General features: G+C 67.5%; 13 protein-coding genes. 2 read left to right on the top strand and 11 right to left on the bottom strand.

Annotated elements, in window-relative coordinates; translation table 11 throughout:
* Positions 1-25 precede the first annotated feature (25 nt).
* Both SOM28_RS08270 and SOM28_RS08275 read left to right on the top strand, forming a co-directional pair.
* Positions 26-1111, top strand: coding sequence for a polysaccharide biosynthesis/export family protein (locus SOM28_RS08270; RefSeq protein WP_229414792.1), 1086 nt, complete (start codon positions 26-28; stop codon positions 1109-1111).
* A gap of 40 nt (positions 1112-1151) precedes the next feature.
* A complete protein-coding gene (locus SOM28_RS08275; RefSeq protein WP_123067588.1) occupies positions 1152-3425 on the top strand; it encodes a polysaccharide biosynthesis tyrosine autokinase in 2274 nt (757 codons plus the stop codon).
* A gap of 258 nt (positions 3426-3683) precedes the next feature.
* On the opposite strand, the gene SOM28_RS08280 is transcribed toward SOM28_RS08275, so the two are convergent.
* The 11 genes from SOM28_RS08280 to SOM28_RS08330 all read right to left on the bottom strand — a co-directional run bounded on the left by SOM28_RS08280 (position 3684) and on the right by SOM28_RS08330 (position 15106).
* Positions 3684-4883: an acyltransferase family protein gene (locus SOM28_RS08280; RefSeq protein ID WP_183407290.1), complete on the bottom strand. Its 1200-nt coding sequence runs from the start codon at positions 4881-4883 to the stop codon at positions 3684-3686.
* 22 nt (positions 4884-4905) lie between these two features.
* On the bottom strand, positions 4906-5499 hold the full coding sequence (locus SOM28_RS08285) for a phosphoesterase (RefSeq protein WP_320467806.1): 594 nt from the start codon (positions 5497-5499) through the stop codon (positions 4906-4908).
* An 18-nt stretch (positions 5500-5517) separates the two neighbouring features.
* A complete protein-coding gene (locus tag SOM28_RS08290; RefSeq protein WP_123067585.1) occupies positions 5518-6108 on the bottom strand; it encodes a sugar transferase in 591 nt (196 codons plus the stop codon).
* Complete coding sequence (locus SOM28_RS08295) at positions 6105-7319, bottom strand: DegT/DnrJ/EryC1/StrS family aminotransferase (protein WP_183407289.1); 1215 nt, start codon at positions 7317-7319, stop codon at positions 6105-6107. The genes SOM28_RS08290 and SOM28_RS08295 overlap by 4 nt, the downstream gene beginning before the upstream one ends.
* Positions 7312-8592 (bottom strand): glycosyltransferase family 4 protein, encoded by a 1281-nt coding sequence (locus SOM28_RS08300; RefSeq protein ID WP_123067584.1) that lies wholly within the window; start codon positions 8590-8592, stop codon positions 7312-7314. Before SOM28_RS08300 ends, SOM28_RS08295 begins: the two co-directional genes overlap by 8 nt.
* A gap of 38 nt (positions 8593-8630) precedes the next feature.
* A complete protein-coding gene (locus SOM28_RS08305) occupies positions 8631-9413 on the bottom strand; it encodes a polysaccharide deacetylase family protein (RefSeq protein WP_123067583.1) in 783 nt (260 codons plus the stop codon).
* Between the two features lie 9 nt (positions 9414-9422).
* Complete coding sequence (locus SOM28_RS08310) at positions 9423-10067, bottom strand: hypothetical protein (protein ID WP_229414791.1); 645 nt, start codon at positions 10065-10067, stop codon at positions 9423-9425.
* 147 nt (positions 10068-10214) lie between these two features.
* A complete protein-coding gene (locus tag SOM28_RS08315) occupies positions 10215-11384 on the bottom strand; it encodes a glycosyltransferase family 4 protein (RefSeq protein WP_183407288.1) in 1170 nt (389 codons plus the stop codon).
* Positions 11290-12654, bottom strand: coding sequence for an O-antigen ligase family protein (locus tag SOM28_RS08320; protein WP_123067581.1), 1365 nt, complete (start codon positions 12652-12654; stop codon positions 11290-11292). Before SOM28_RS08320 ends, SOM28_RS08315 begins: the two co-directional genes overlap by 95 nt.
* Positions 12651-13898, bottom strand: coding sequence for a lipopolysaccharide biosynthesis protein (locus tag SOM28_RS08325; RefSeq protein ID WP_123067580.1), 1248 nt, complete (start codon positions 13896-13898; stop codon positions 12651-12653). Before SOM28_RS08325 ends, SOM28_RS08320 begins: the two co-directional genes overlap by 4 nt.
* A complete protein-coding gene (locus SOM28_RS08330) occupies positions 13895-15106 on the bottom strand; it encodes a DegT/DnrJ/EryC1/StrS family aminotransferase (RefSeq protein WP_320467807.1) in 1212 nt (403 codons plus the stop codon). The genes SOM28_RS08325 and SOM28_RS08330 overlap by 4 nt, the downstream gene beginning before the upstream one ends.
* Position 15107 lies beyond the last annotated feature (1 nt).

Below are 15107 nucleotides of genomic sequence, written 5' to 3' on the forward strand. Positions count from 1 at the left end.
GGTGTCGTCGTTCACCATTGCCCTGATGCTTGCGTTATGCCTCGCCCTGTCGGCCTGCGCGACCGGCATCGGCTTCCGCGAAGCGGCGCGTTCGGACGGCCCGGGCGCAGCGTCGGCGCCCACCACCGAGCTGATTACCGAAACCCTGATCGAGACGGAGCGCGCGGCGCAGGCCAGCGTTACCCGGCAAGACCTGTCGCCCCTGTTCGTGTCCCCGCCGCCGCCGTATACGATCGGGCGCGGCGACATCCTGTCGATCGTGGTCTGGGACCATCCGGAGCTGGCCGCCGGCGGCATGACCATGGCCACCTCGGCGGCCGACAGTGGCGTCGTCCAGCCAAACGCCACGCCGCCGGGCTTCGCGGTCGACCACCAGGGCCGCATCCAGTTCCCCCTGATCGGCCTGCTCAGTATCGACGGCAAGACCGAGGAAGAAGCGCGCGCCCTGCTCACCGGCAAGCTCGCGCGCTACATCGCCAACCCGAACGTCACCTTGCGCGTGCAGGCCTACCGCAGCCGCCGAGTTTACGTCGACGGCGAGGTGCGCACGCCCGGCCTGCAGGCGATCGACGACATCCCGATGACGCTGGTCGAGGCGCTGAACCGCGCCGGCGGCATGCAGCCGGGCGCCGACCAGAGCCGCATCGTGATCGAGCGCGGCGACGAGCGCTACCACGTCAACCTGCGCGAGCTGGTGCAGAAGGGCGTGAATCCGGGCACCATCCTGCTGGCGCATGGCGACGTCGTGCGCGTGCATTCGCGCGACGAGAGCAAGGTGTTCGTCTCGGGTGAGGTGATCTCGCCGAAGGCGCTCACCATGCACAACGGCCGGCTCACGCTCAACGAAGCCTTGGGTGAGACCGGTGGCATCAGTCCCCTGAGCGGCGACGCGCGCCAGGTGTATGTGGTGCGCAAGGCACCGGACCGCACCCGCGTGTTCCGGCTCGACGCACGCGACTCCGGTGCGCTGGCGATGGCAGAGACCTTCGAGCTGCGGCCCAAGGACGTGGTGTACGTCGCGGCCTCGCCGCTGGCGAACTGGAACCGCCACCTGAGCCTGCTGTTCCCGGGCGCGCTGACGAATGCCGTTGGCGTCACGAATCGTCCCTGAGCAGCGCCACACTGCCTGAGCTGTCCCGAGGAGTCCCGCCATGACCAGCCCGCACGAGGCGCATTCGCTCAAACAAGTCTCGCACAGCCCGCCGGTGCTGTCGGTGCCGTTCGACCCACGCCCGCCCGAACCCTTGCCCGAAGAATCCACGGTCGACCTGAAGGGCTATCTCAACACCCTATACGACAGTCGCTGGCTGATCGGCAGCATCACGGCGATCATCACGATCGTCGCCGTGCTGTATGCGCTGGTGGCCAACCCGGTCTACGAAGCGAACCTGATGATCCACGTCGAGGAAGAAAGCCCGAACGCCTCGAAGAACATCCTGAGCGAGGCCTCGTCGCTGTTCGAGACCAAGAAGGCGGCGATCGCCGAGATGGAGTTGCTGCGCTCGCGCATGGTGGTCTCGCGCGCGGTCGACAACCTGCAGCTGTACGTCGAGGTGCAGCCGAAATACTTCCCGGTGCTGGGCTCGTGGTTCGCCAACCAGAACGGCGGCGCGCTGTCGAAGCCCGGACTGTTCGGCTATGGCGGCTTCGTATGGGGCGGCGAGCGCGCGGCGGTATCGGTGTTCGAAGTCCCCGACAATTGGCTCAACCGCGAATTCGTGATCACCACGCGCGCCAATAACCGCTATCGCTTTTCCGGCGGCGGCCAGCGCATCGCCTTCGATGCCAGCGTCGGCCAGCGCTACCGGGTGCAGACGCCGGACGGGCTGGTCGAGATCAAGGTCGACCGCCTGGTTGCCAATCCCGGCGCCCGCTTCAAGATCAAGCGCAAGTCGCGCCTGGGCACGATCCAGGGCATCCAGCGCTCCATGGTCATCACGGAGCAGGGCAAGCAGTCGGGTGTGATCGAGGTCAAGATGCAGGGCCAGGACGCCGACCGCATCAACAGCCTGCTGAGCGAGATCGGCCGTGAATACATGCGCCAGAACCTGGCGCGCAAGACCGAGGAAGCCGAGAAGTCGCTGGCTTTCCTGAACCAGCAATTGCCGATCCTGAAGCGCCAGCTGGAGCAGTCCGAAGACCGCTATAACCAGTTCCGCAATGCCCATGGCACGGTCGACCTGCGCGAAGAAGCGCGCATGAGCCTGGCGCAGGCGGCGTCCGCGCGCGCGCGCCGCATGGAACTGATGCAGAAAAAGACCGAATTGCTGGCCCGCTTCACCGAAGACCATCCGGTGGTCGCCGCCGTCAATCGCCAGCGGCGCGAGGTCGACGCCGAAATCGAGGCGATCGCGGCCCGCATCCGCACCTTGCCGGTGATGGAGCAGGACGAGGCGCGCCTGACCCGCGACATCAAGGTCAATACCGACCTCTACACGGCCCTGTCGAACACGGCCCAGCAGCTGCGCCTGATCTCGGTTGGCCGGGTCAGCAATGTGCGCCTGGTCGATGCGCCGATCGAGCCCGAACGGCCGATCAAGCCGAACCGGCCGCTGATCGTGGCGCTGGCGGTCGTCACCGGGCTATTCCTCGGCACCTTGCTCGCCTTCACCCGCAAGACCATGCGCGGCGGGATCGACGATCCGGCCAAGATCGAGCGGCTGTTGCGGGCGCGGGTGGTGTATGCCTCCATTCCGCACAGCGGCAACGAGGACAAGCTCATGCGCAAGGTCAAGCCGGACGGCGGATTGCCGCTGCTGGCCCAGATCCTGCCCGAGGACCCCGCCGTCGAGAGCCTGCGCAGCTTCCGCGCGGCCTTGCGCTTCTCCATGCCGCACTTCAAGAACAACGTGGTCATGATCGCCGGACCCACGCGCGGGCTGGGCAAATCCTTTGTAACCGCTAATTTCGCGGCGGTGATGGCGGCCAGCGGCATGCGGGTATTGCTGATCGACGCCGACCTGCGCAACGGGCACCTGCACCGTTACTTCGGCGTCGATCGTTCGCGCGGCCTGTCGCGCGCCATCGCGGGCGCCATGCCGGTCGACGAGGTCATCCACCGGAGCGTGCTGGATAACCTGGATTTCATTCCGACCGGAGAGTTGCCGAACAACCGTTCGGAGTTCCTGCTGCAACTGAACCTCGGCAATCTGCTCGAACTGGTCAGTGGGCGTTACGACCTGGTGCTGCTCGATCCGCCGCCATTGCTGGCGGTGGCCGATGCGCTCATCATCGGCGCCCATGCCGGCGCCGTGTTCATCGTGGCCCGCTCGGGCGTGACGACCGAGAACCACATCAACGAGTCGATCAAGCGCCTCAACCACGCCGGTATTTCGCCGCGTGGGGTGCTGTTCAACGACATGGCGCTGCGTCTGGGCGAACATCGCTCGCAGTACGGGACGGCGCAGCTGGGGTACGCGGCCTGAGGAGAGCGTGGCCGGGGCCGCGGCCGCCATGATGTGCTTGTGCTTGCGCCGCTGCTTGTGCCTGTGTCTGAGTCTGAGTCTGAGTCTGAGTCTGCGTTCAGGCCCCGCCGCAGGGCATGCCACAGCACCTGGCTCACTGCAGCAAAGGCACAGCATTCATTCCATCACACGTTATGCCAGGCAGCGACGACGCCGGCGAGGAATACCCCGGCCGGCGAGTGCACCGGCCTACGCACCCGCCGACCGGCATCCCCACACTCAATCCGGCGACAGGACCGACACGGTGGGACGGTTGCTGCGTGGCGCCAGCAGCCAGTCCTTCACTGCCCGGCGGATGCGGAAGGTATTGCGCTCGAACGCCAGGTAGAACACATAGGCGAAGCCGACCAGGCCCAGCAGCAGCGCGCCGTACCAGAGGTAGTCGGGCGTCACGAAGGGATCGAGCTGTTCGCGTCCGAACGTCTTGCCGCCAATGTGGATCGCCAGGAAGATCAGCGGCAGGTGGGTGACGTACAGGGTGAACGAGAACTCCGAGAAGAAGGTGGCGATGCGGTTGATGCGCAGGAAGCGCGGGGCGGAGGGATCGACCCGCTGGTGCAGCGAGGACAGTAACAGCAGCAGGGGGACGCTGCAGATCATGTCTTGTACGAAGGATTCCGGCACCAGTTCGTTATTGCTGCCGGTCAGCCGGTAATAGCTGAACAAGCCCATCGTCAGCAGGCCCAGCACCAGGCGCAAGCCGTTCCCGCAATGCAGCTCGATGCGCGAGAACGCCGCCCCGAGCAGCCACAGCATGAAGTACATCGAGATCATCTTGGGCAGCACGATCACCAGCAGCACGAAGGCGGTCGCGCAGGCGAGGCGCTTGAAGCGGCCATGGCCGAACAATACCAGGGCCAGCAGCGGGAACTGCACGTAGTACCAGGTCTCGTAGGTCAGGCTCCACAAGGCGTAGTTGCCGCCAAAATTCGGGACGAGGAAAGTCTGCAGGCCGAGCAGGTTGCCGGCGAAGCTCGCGGCCGAGTAGTGATTGGACGGCGACAGGTCGACCGCCCCAGGCTGGGCCACGCCGATGGCAAGACCGACCAGCAGGATCAGCACCAGGGTCGGCAGCAGGACGGTCCACAGCCGGGTGACACGGTCGATCGCATAGTTGGCGAGGGCGCGCGGCTGGTGCAGGCGGTTCAACAGGCTGCCGCCGACCAGCCAGCCACTGATCAGGAAGAACACCACCACCGCCTGGTGGGCGAAACCGGTGACGAAGGCGAAGACCTGGTAAGCCAGCGTCGGGTCTTGCAGCGAGCGCAGGCCAGGATAGATTTCGGAGCGAAGGTGGCCGGCGGCGACCTCGAGCGCGGCAACGCCGCGCAGCAGCGAGAGCGCCAGCGACTGCAGCGGATGGTCGTGCAGATTGGATTGGGTTCGACAGCGGATCGTGGGAAGCGAGAGGGACGGCATGGTGAAGCTCCTTTCTGCAGTGTTAGCAGGCATCCCAGGGATAGGGATGGCTGTTGCCCGACAGCGCCAGCGCCACCAGGATCATCCAGTACCCGACGTGCGCGAATTCCATCAGCCAGGCGCCGACGGCGAGTACCGGCAGCGACCACCAGATCGCCGGCAGCAGCCGAGTCCGCTCCAGGTCGCCCGACCAGGCGGCGCCGAGCAGGCTGGCGGCGGCGCCCAGCAGCCAGCCGGTGGACGCCTCGGCGGCCGTATGCTCGCCGGTCGCGACCAGCAGCGCCGCGACGGCCAGGCCCAGCAGCAGGCCAAGCGCCAGGCCCACCCGTGCCGCGGCCTGGCCCTGGCGCAACAGCAGCACCCAGGCCGCGAACGGATAGAGCGCGCTGACCAGCGTCGCGTGGCCGCTGATGGCCTTGAACTCGAGCATGGAGAAATCGGTGCCCCAGCCAAGGTGCGCAATCTTGCTGCCGCCGACCAGCACCACGGCCGCGCCGAAACACGCGCCCCAGCGCAGCGCCGTGCGCCAGGCCCCGGCGGCCAGCAGCCAGGCCGCCAGCGCCGCTCCCAGCGGCAGCGCGACATCGAGGTCGCCCAGGTGCAGCACGCGCAGCATCGCCCGATCTTCCACTGCTCAGCGAACGATCGCGGCCAGGGTGCGCAGGATGATCTTCACGTCAATCCAGAAGGTCCGTTCGCGCACGTAGCGCACGTAGTAGTGCAGCTTGGCCGGCAGCACGGTGTCGATGTAGGCGCGTTCCGGGTCGCCCGCGCGCGCCAGCACCGCGTTCTCGTCCTTGTAGAGGATCGAGGCCCAGTCGGTAATGCCGGGCGCGACCGACAGCACGATGCGGCGCAGCGGCTCGGGGTAGTGGGCCACGTAGCGCGGCACTTCGGGCCGCGGTCCCACCAGGCTCATGCTTCCGTTGACGACGTTGAACAGCTGCGGCAGCTCGTCCAGCTTGTAGCGCCGCAGCACGGCGCCGGCGTGGGTGATGCGCGGGTCGGCGCCGACCGTGAGTTCCGGACCGCCGTCTCGTCTCTGGTGCATGGTGCGGAATTTATAGATCGTAAACAAGGTCGAGCCGCGCCCGACGCGCTGCTGGCGGTACAGCACCGGGCCCGGCGAATCCCACTTGATCCACAGGGCGATCGCCAGCAGCAAGGGCGACAGCAGCAGCAATCCCGCCAGCGACGCCGCCAGGTCGAACAGGCGCTTGCTCATGACAGCAGGTCGTGCAGCGCCGCGATCACCCGCTCCTGGTCGGCGTCGCCCATGCGCGTGTACAGCGGCAGGGTCAGCATCGCCCCGAAGGCGGCCTCGGCAACCGGGAAATCGGCGCTGCGCAGGTCGTAGCTGTCGCGCCAGTAGGGCTGGCGGTGCAGCGGGATGAAGTGCACGCTGGTGCCGATGCCGCGTTCGGCCAGCCTGGCGATCAGCGCGTCGCGGCCACCGTGCGCCATCCCTGCGCCGTCCGTGCCGTCTGCACCAGCAGCTGTGCGCTGCAGGCGCACCACGTAGAGGTGCCAGGCGTGGGTCGAGCCGGAATCCGGCGCGGGGCGCGCCGGCAGGGCCAGGGGCAGGCCGGCCAGCGCCGCGTCGTAGCGCGCGGCCAGCTCGGCGCGGCGCCGCTGGAAGCGGTCGATCTTGCGCAACTGCTCGATGCCGATCGCGGACGCGATATCGGTCAGGTTGTACTTGAAACCGGCGGCGATCACCTCGTAATACCAGGACGGCGTGCGCGCGGTGTAGCGGTCGAAGGCGTCGCGGCTGATGCCATGCAGGCGCATGCAGCGGATCCGTTCGGCCAGCCGCGGGTCGCGCGTGACGACCATGCCGCCCTCGCCGGTGGTCATGGTCTTGTTGGCATAGAAGCTGAACACCGTCACGTCGCTGTCCAGCGTGCCCACCAGCCGGCCGCGGTGGCGCGTGGGGAAGGCATGGGCGGCGTCCTCGATCACGCGCAGCCCGTGGCGGCGCGCGAGATGGCCGATGGCGTCCATGTCGGCGGCCATCCCGGCGAAGTGCACGGGGACGATGGCGCGCGTGCGCGGCGTGATCGCGGCCGCCACCGCGGCCGGGTCGAGGTTGAGGGTGTGCGGGTCGGCATCGACGAACACCGGCCGGGCGCCGAGGTAGCGCACGACTTCGGCGCTCGCAGTGAAGGTCAGGGTCGGCACGATGACTTCGTCGTCCGGTCCGATGCCGGCCGCTTCCAGCGCCAGGTGCAGGCCGGCGGTGGCGGAATTGACGGCGATCGCCTCGACCTCGCCGCCGAGGTAGTCGCGAAACGCCGTTTCGAAGCGGCGCGTGACGGGGCCGGTAGTGACCCAGCCGGAGCGCAGGCAGGCTTCGACCGCGCGGATTTCTTCTTCGCCGATGTCGGGCAGGGCGAAGGGTAAAAAGCTGTCCGCGGGCAGCATCTGGTCAGGCATGGTGGGTCTCCTGTGCGAGTACGGCAAGGAAGCGGCGGGCCAGGACCGGATAGCTCAGGTGGTCCAGCACGTGGCGGCGGCCGCGCTCGCCCAGCGCCCGGCGCGTGCGTGGATCGAGCGCCACCAGGCGCGCCAGTCCTTCGGCCAGGGCGGACGGATCGTCGGGCGCGACGCTGACGCCGCAGCCGGTTTCGGCCACCGGATCGTTGCCGGCCTCGACTGCATGCAGGACCGGGCAGCCCGCCATCATGTAGTCGAGCAGCTTGTTGGGCGCGATGCCGAAGCGGTACAGCGGCTGGCGCCGCCAGCCGAGGAAGGCGATGTCGAAGCGCGCCAGCAGGGCCGGGATGGCGCGCTTCGCGACCGGGTCGACGAAGTGGACGTGGTCTAGCCCAAGCGAGCGCGCCTGGCGCCGCAGCCGGTCCTTCTCGGGCCCGGCGCCGACCAGGACGAAGGCGAGCGGCCGCTGGCGCAGCAGGTGGGCGGCGTCGAGCAGGGTATCGAGCGCATTGGCCAGGCCGTGGCTGCCGGCATAGCCGACGATCGCCCGTCCCTCGGCACGCAGCCGGCTCAGGAGCGCGGCGACGGCAGGCGGCAATACGTCCCGCCCGCGGCATGGCGCATCCGCAGGCGGCGTGCCCGCGGCCGGCCATTCGTCCGGATCGACGCCGTTCGGAATCAGGTGCAGCTTGTGCGGCGCCATGCCGCGCGCCTCCAGGTGTCCACGGACCCGGGGCAGGATCGAGACGATGGCGTCGGCGTGGCGGCAGGCGTGGTTCTCGGCCGCCTGCAGCAGCATGATGAAGGGGTGGTGGCGCGAATGGCCGCCCAGCTCCATCGGCGACAGCGGCCACAGGTCGTGCACCTCGTGCAGCAGGCGCGCGCCCGCCAGGCGGGCGATCCGGTGCGCCGGCCAGATATCGAGCGGATAGGTGCTTGAGGCGATCACGGCGTGCGGCGCGAAGGTCTGCGCCAGGCGCGGCGCCTCGCGCCACAGGCGCGCCACGAAGGCCAGCATATTGCGCACGCGGCCGGCGCCGTTGCCGGCGTAGGCGGGGGTGCGCAGCCAGGTGTAATGGATGCCATCGATGTCCTCGACCAGGCGGTCGTGGCCGGCCATGGTGGGGCCCTGGCGGCGCAGGTGAGAATGCGAGGCGGCCACGATGTGCACCCGGTGCCCGGCGCGTACCCATTCGCGCGCCAGGTAATAAGGGCGGTACTCCATGCCGTGATGGACCGAGCCGGCGTAGTGGTTGATGAGAAGAATGTTCATAGCAGATGCGTCATATCTGATGCGTCATATCTGATGCGTCATATACGCCACGCCATCTCTTCGACCAGCCGCCGCCAGTTGCAGCGGGTGTTCTCGATCCAGTTGGTTTCCCATTGCACCGGGTGGGTGAGCATGCAGATGCGCTCGAAGTGGCCGAGGGCGGCAAAGGGCGACATCGGCGTGTAGTAGACGGGATGCTTGCGGTCGCTGATGTAGAGGTCGAAGCCGCGCAGCAGTTCGGCGTCGTAGGACTCGCATTCGATGCCGCAGCGGGTGCGCAGCGCGCGGTCGCGCAGCAGCTCGTGGTTGATCACGTTCAGGCGGCGGTTGGCGAAGTCGCCATGGCTGGCCACGGTGGCCAGCGGTGCGCCCAGGCGAGAAGCGATCTGGCCGATATTGCGTGCGAACAGTTCGCGGATCTCGGGAAAGCGCAGGCGCAGTTCGTCGCCCTTGCGGATGCGGTGGCGCTTGGCGAAATCGGCGACTTCTTCGTAGTGGTAGCTGGCTTCGCTGCCGGCCGCTTCGATCTCGCGCATGAAGCCATAGTCGAGGGTGCACAGGCGGAAGTAATAGCTGGCCCGCACTCCGTGCCGCGCCTCGAGCGCGAACATCTTCTTTGCCGTGCGCAGGTCGCTATCGATGTCGTGGCGGTGCACCAGCGTCTTGCGCGGCGCCTGCTCGCGGTTGAGGTTGCGGAAGAAGCTGCGCACCGATACCTGGGCGTAGCCGGCCTCGTTCGCCGCCTGCAGCAGGGACGCGTATTCGCCGAGGCGGCTGGGCATCAGGTAGTCGGCGTACACCCGGTTCAAGAAAGTCTTCATTGCAGTGTTTCATTGAAGGAAATACCGCGCACGGTAGGGCTGGAAGCCCAGGATGGTCTTGAAGGTCTTGAGGCCGGGCTGGGCGCCGAAGAAGGTGTCGTACATGACGTAGCGCACTTGCCGTTCGTCGATCAGGCGGCTGATGGTGTCGACCAGCAGCAGGTGCATGATGCCGTCGTTATTGCGATAGCCCAGCATTTGCGAAAAGGCGGCGAAATTGCCATAGATGGCGAGGCTCGCATAAGCGACCAGCTTTCCTTGTGGATCGAGAATGCCGTGATGGCGGAAATGCGGCAGCGTGTCGAATGCCTCGCGTTTCTCGGTATATTTGCCGTCCATGGGGCGGCCTTGCCGCGTATCGAGCGAGGTATTGATGGCGTGGATGTCGTCGACATAATCGTTGCGGTCGATGTCGACGAAACGGTAGCCGCGCTTGCGCGCGCGTTTGGCGTGATAGCCGCCGTGGTTCTTCGCCTTGATCTGCTCCTCGTAGGCATGGCGGTCGGCGAAGCGCGACAGGTCGATCAGCGCCGCGCCGACGGTCTTGGCGCGGATGAGACGAAAGCGCGGATGCGGCCGGGTGAAGGCGCGGTAGGTGGTGCGGATATCCTCCGGATCGATATGCTCGTGAAAGCAGAGTTTCGCTACCGGCAAACTAATGGCTTGAATAAATGTATTGTAGTGTTGCAAGAACATATTCTCACCTCTAAGTCTGCTTTACACGATAAGGTGGATCGCCGTGCGATTCCTTGAAACTGCTTAAACGATGGGCGCTGATGCGGCCTGAATTTTTTCTGTTCGCTAGGTCAGCGCCAGGCGGTGCGCCAATGGATGCCGGGTCAGGTCGGCATAAAATCGCACCAGCTTCTGCGCCTCGTTTTTCCAGTTATAGGTTTGCTCGACAGCACGCCGGCCATTGGCGCCCATGCGCCGGGCCAGCGCCGGATCCTGCGCCAGGCGGTCGATGGCGGCGGCGATGGCGGCCGGATTGCGCGGGTCGACGCACAGGCCGCAATCATTGGCCTCGACGATGGCGCGCCAGCGCGGGAAATCCGACGCGATCACGGGGATACCGGCCGCCATGTATTCGAACATCTTGACCGGTAGCGCATCGCGGTAGCTCGCGGTCGGCAACAGGGTAACCAGGCCGGCGAACGCGTTTTCCATGACCCGGCCCACGCCGGCGCGATCGAGGTGGCCGAGCGCGCGGATGCGGGTCCAGCCCGGCAGCAGCGCTACTTCGTGCGCGAGCGCCGGGTCGGCGAAGCTGCCGGCCAGGGCCAGCCGGGCCGGGGTGCGCAGCAGGGCGCAGGCCTGCACCATTTCGCGGATGCCGCGGATCGCCGAGATGCTGCCGACGTAGCAGATCCCGGTGCGCGCGTCCCAGCTGCGCTCGGGAGAGAATTCCTCGGGCAGCGGATAGTTGGCGACGTCGATCGTCTGCGCATTGCAGTGCGCCAGCCGCTCGCGGATATGAGGCGTGGCGGCCAGCAGGCCGTCGATGCGCTTGCAGGCGTAGCGTTCGTAGCGCGCGTACAGGCCCGCCGCCAGGCGCGCGACGCCCGGCGCCAGATAGGGTTTGTCGAGCAGTTGGGTCGGCACGTCTTCGTGGGCATCGAACACGACGCGCATGCCCGCGCGCCGCAGGCGCAGGCCAACTGGCAATAGTTCAGGGTCGTGCAACTGGTAGGCATCGGCATCGAAGGCCAGCGCGCGCGCGGCCACCCGGCGCGTGGTCCACAGCATGCGGTCCAAGCGCTCCACGAGCGCGTTTGGACGGCGCTCCGGCGGCCCGTCTGCACGCTTCCCTGCGTCGACGATCCGGACCCCGTCTCGCAGCTCGTCGCCGAGGCCGTCGGCCACCACCAGGATCACCTCATGACCATGGCTGGCCAGCGTGCGGCATTGCTTGACGAAGATCCTCGTGTCGTAGCGCGGGTGCGCCGAGGTCAGGTGGACGATGCGCGGCATGTTTCCTCTCGTAGGCATAGCGGCTGCAGGCGCCGAGGGTGGCGCTGAGCAGCATGTCGGTGAAGTAATGGGACGTCAGTAGCAACAAGACGGTGACGCAGGCGAAGGCGAAGGCCAGCAGGAACAGCGGGCGCCGGCGCGCGGCAAAGTACTCGTGAAAAAACATCGGCGTGATCGGGACGATGGCGAGCGCCGCCACGTAGAGCATGCCGAACAGGCCGAGGTCGACCCAGGCCGACAGCACATTGTGCGAGTAGTGGCCGGGCTTGTAGCTGCCATAGTCGCCCAGGATCGGATGGGCGGCGATCGATTGCACTGCATGCACGGTCAGCTGCTGGCGCTTGTTGGCCGAGGTCGAATGCGACAGGTCGAACAGTTCGAGGATGCGGTTCGAGGGCAGGGACGCCAGGATCTGGTCGAGGTAGAGGCCGACGGTGGCGGCGATGCACACGCCGGCCAGCACGAAGTACAGTTTATGGCGCGAATAATAGAATTCGATCAGCGGAATCGCGAACAGCAGGGCCACGAACTCGCTGCGCGCCGTGTTGACGAACAGGGTGGCCGCGCCCAGCGCATGCAAGGCCAGGCGCAGCGGCAGCCTGCGCGTGAAGGTGGCCACCGCAAGGTAAGTAAACAGGTAGGAGCGCGAGAAACCCTGGTAGGTGGCGAGTGCATTGGTGTCCTTGGCGATGCCGAGCGCGCCGAGATAGAACACGCCGTCGACCGAATACGAGAACACGATAGTCGACATCCCGGCCAGGCTGAGCAGGCCGACGGCGCGAAAGCGCCGGCTGGCGAAGTCGATGAAGCAGAACTGGATGTAGACCAGCACCATGAACAGGATGGCGAGCATGTGGTAGACCACGATGGCGCGGTTGGCGCCGGCCGCCGCATTGATCACCACCACGCCCACGAAATACGCGAAGAAGACGCCGTAATGGACGTCGACCAGGGTCAGGCGCCGGGCCTCGCGCCGCACGCGGGCAAGATAGACCAGGCACATCGGGCCGGCAAAGGCCAGCGCCACCGGGCCGAAGTAACCGCCCAGGAAGGCGCCGGTGGTGCCGGTGCCGAGCAGGGTGTGGTAGAAGAAGAAGCCCGGGAACAGCATGAAGAAGCAGGCGATCATTAGCCATTGCTCGCGCCTGGCACGCGCCGCGCCGCGAGGCTGGGAGGGGCCGTCCTGCAGCGCCAGCGCCCAGGCATCGGGTGCGCCGCCGGCATGCATGGCCGGAGGTGGGGCGGAAGGGGGCGTGGCCAGGGGATTCATGCGGCGGCCAGCCCGTTGCGCGAGCAGTTCCAGGACATGTGCAGGTAGACCAGGTAGAGGCAGGAATAGCCGATCACGTACCACAGCACGTTGTCGTGCACGCTGCCCGGCAGCAGGAAGGCGCCGAGGGTCGTGGCGAACAGCGTCACCTGCCACAGCAGGTCGGCCTTCTGGCGGCCGGCCACGAAGAACACATAGCTCAGCGGACTGGCGACGAAGTTCAGCAGGAACAGCGGCGCCATCAGCTGGGCCAATTCTCCCGCCTCGCGCCAGGAGGCGCCGAACACGGTGGCGAATAGGGTCGGGGCGAAGGCCATCAGCAGCAGGGCCGGGCCGATGCCCATTACCAGCAGCGCTTTGAAGGTGTGGCGGTAGGTGCGGCTGCAATTGCCGTGCTCGCGGAATTCGAGCACCGATTCGCGCTTGAAGACTTCGAGCACCGAGGCTGCCAGCAGCGACACGGGCGCCGACAGCACGCGCTGGGTCAGCGCATACAGGCCGGCGGCCAGCACGCCGTGGCGCATCCCGATCAGGAACAGCGGCAACTGGCTGACGGCGCCGTTGAGCAGGTTCGACGGCAGCGAGTAGCGCCAGAAGGCCTGGTGGCGCCGCAGGTAGGCGCGCTGGTCGGGATCGGGCAGCCAGGCGATGGGCGCGCGCGGCGGCTGCAGCAGGCGCCGCGCATACAGGTAGCCGGCCAGCAGGCCGCACAGGTGGCCGGCGATCAGGCCGGACCCGCCGAGGCCGGCGTACAGCAGCGTGAGCTGGGTGAGGACGATGACGGCGGCCGCCACCACCTTGGCGCGCGCCGCCTTGCCGAAGGCATTGTGCGAGGTGGCGTAGGCGAGCGTGGTCTGCATGCAGGCGATCAGCCAGGCGCCGGCGCCGATCGTGAGCAGGGCCGCCCAGGGCAGGTGCAGGGCCGGTTCGAAGCCGGCCAGCCGCGCCACGGTGGCGATCAGCGTGAGCAGCAAGGCGGCGATGGTGGCGCTGTAGAACACGACCCGGAAGCAGGTGCGCTGGTGCTGTTGTTCTTGGTCGAGGATCATCGCCGCCTCCATGCGCAGGGTGGCGCCGATCGCCGACAGCGCGATCACGCCGAGCCAGACGCTGTAGGCGCCCAACTCTTGCGGCGTGCACATGCGCGTCAGCAGCGGCGCCGCCAGCAGCGGCAGGGCCTGCGCGCCGAGAGCACCACCGAGGACGGTGGCGACGTGGCGCCAAAATGGCGGCAAATGCCTCATGAGGTCGTGGCCGGCGCGGCGGTCGATGCGGAGGCTGTGGCGGTCGCAGTCACGGTCGTGGGCACGGTGGTCGAGGCGAGCGCCACCTCGTCTGGCGTCACGGCGGGTATCGCGCTGCGCGCCTGGCGGCAGGCGTCGAGCAGCGCGCCGGCCACCCGCTGCGCGCTGGCGTCGTCGAGGAATGGCCCCATCGGCAGGCTCAGGACGCGCCGGGCCAGTCCTTCTGCCACCGGATAGGTGTCTGGCGCCAGGTGGGCATAGGCGGCCTGGCGGTGAATCGGCACCGGATAGTGGACGGCGGTCGGAATCCCGGCGGCGGCAAGCTGGGCGCGCACCCGTTCGCGCTCGTCGACCAGCACTGTGTACTGGGCGTGAACGCTGCTGCGGTCGTTGCGCACGGCGAAGACGGGAATCTGGTGGCGCAGCAGCGCGTCGTACTCGGCCGCGGCGCGCTGGCGCTGCTCGACTTCCCAGTCGAAGCGTTCGAGCTTGGCCAGCACCACGGCGCACTGCAGGGTGTCCATGCGTCCGCCGACGCCCAGCCGGGTATGCACGTAGCGGTGTGACTGGCCGTGGACGCGGATCTCGCGCATGGCCTGGGCCAGGGCATCGTCGTCGGTGAACAGGGCGCCGCCGTCGCCGTAGCAGCCCAGCGGCTTGCTGGGGAAGAAGCTGGTGCAGCCGATCGTGGACAGGTGGCAGCTCTGGCGGCCGCGGTAGGTGGCGCCGAAGCTCTGGGCGGCGTCCTCGATGACGGCGATGCCATAAGGTTCGGCGATGGCGTTGATGGCGTCCATGTCGGCCGGCTGGCCGTATAGCGACACCGGCAGGATGGCGCGCGTGCGCGGCGTGATGCGCTCGGCGACCAGGCGCGCGTCGATATTGCCGGTGGCGGCTTCGACGTCGGCGAACACCGGGGTGGCGCCCACCAGCATCACGGCTTCGGCCGCGGCGATGAAGGAGAACGGGGTGGTGATCACCTCGTCGCCGGCCTTGATGCCGAGCGCCATCATGGCGATGATGAGCGCCTCGGTGCCGGACGACACGGTGATGCAGTGGCGCGCGCCGGTGCGCTCCGCCAGGCGCGCTTCGAGCTCGGCCACCTCGGGGCCGAGGATGTACTGTCCGTGATCGAGGACGGCCTGGATGCGGCCGTCGATCAGCTCGCGCGAAGCGAGATACTGCGATTTGAGGTCGATGAAGTCCATG

This window comes from Massilia sp. CFBP9026 (genome assembly GCF_034045165.1).
Taxonomy (GTDB): Bacteria; Pseudomonadota; Gammaproteobacteria; order Burkholderiales; family Burkholderiaceae_D; genus Telluria; species Telluria arenae.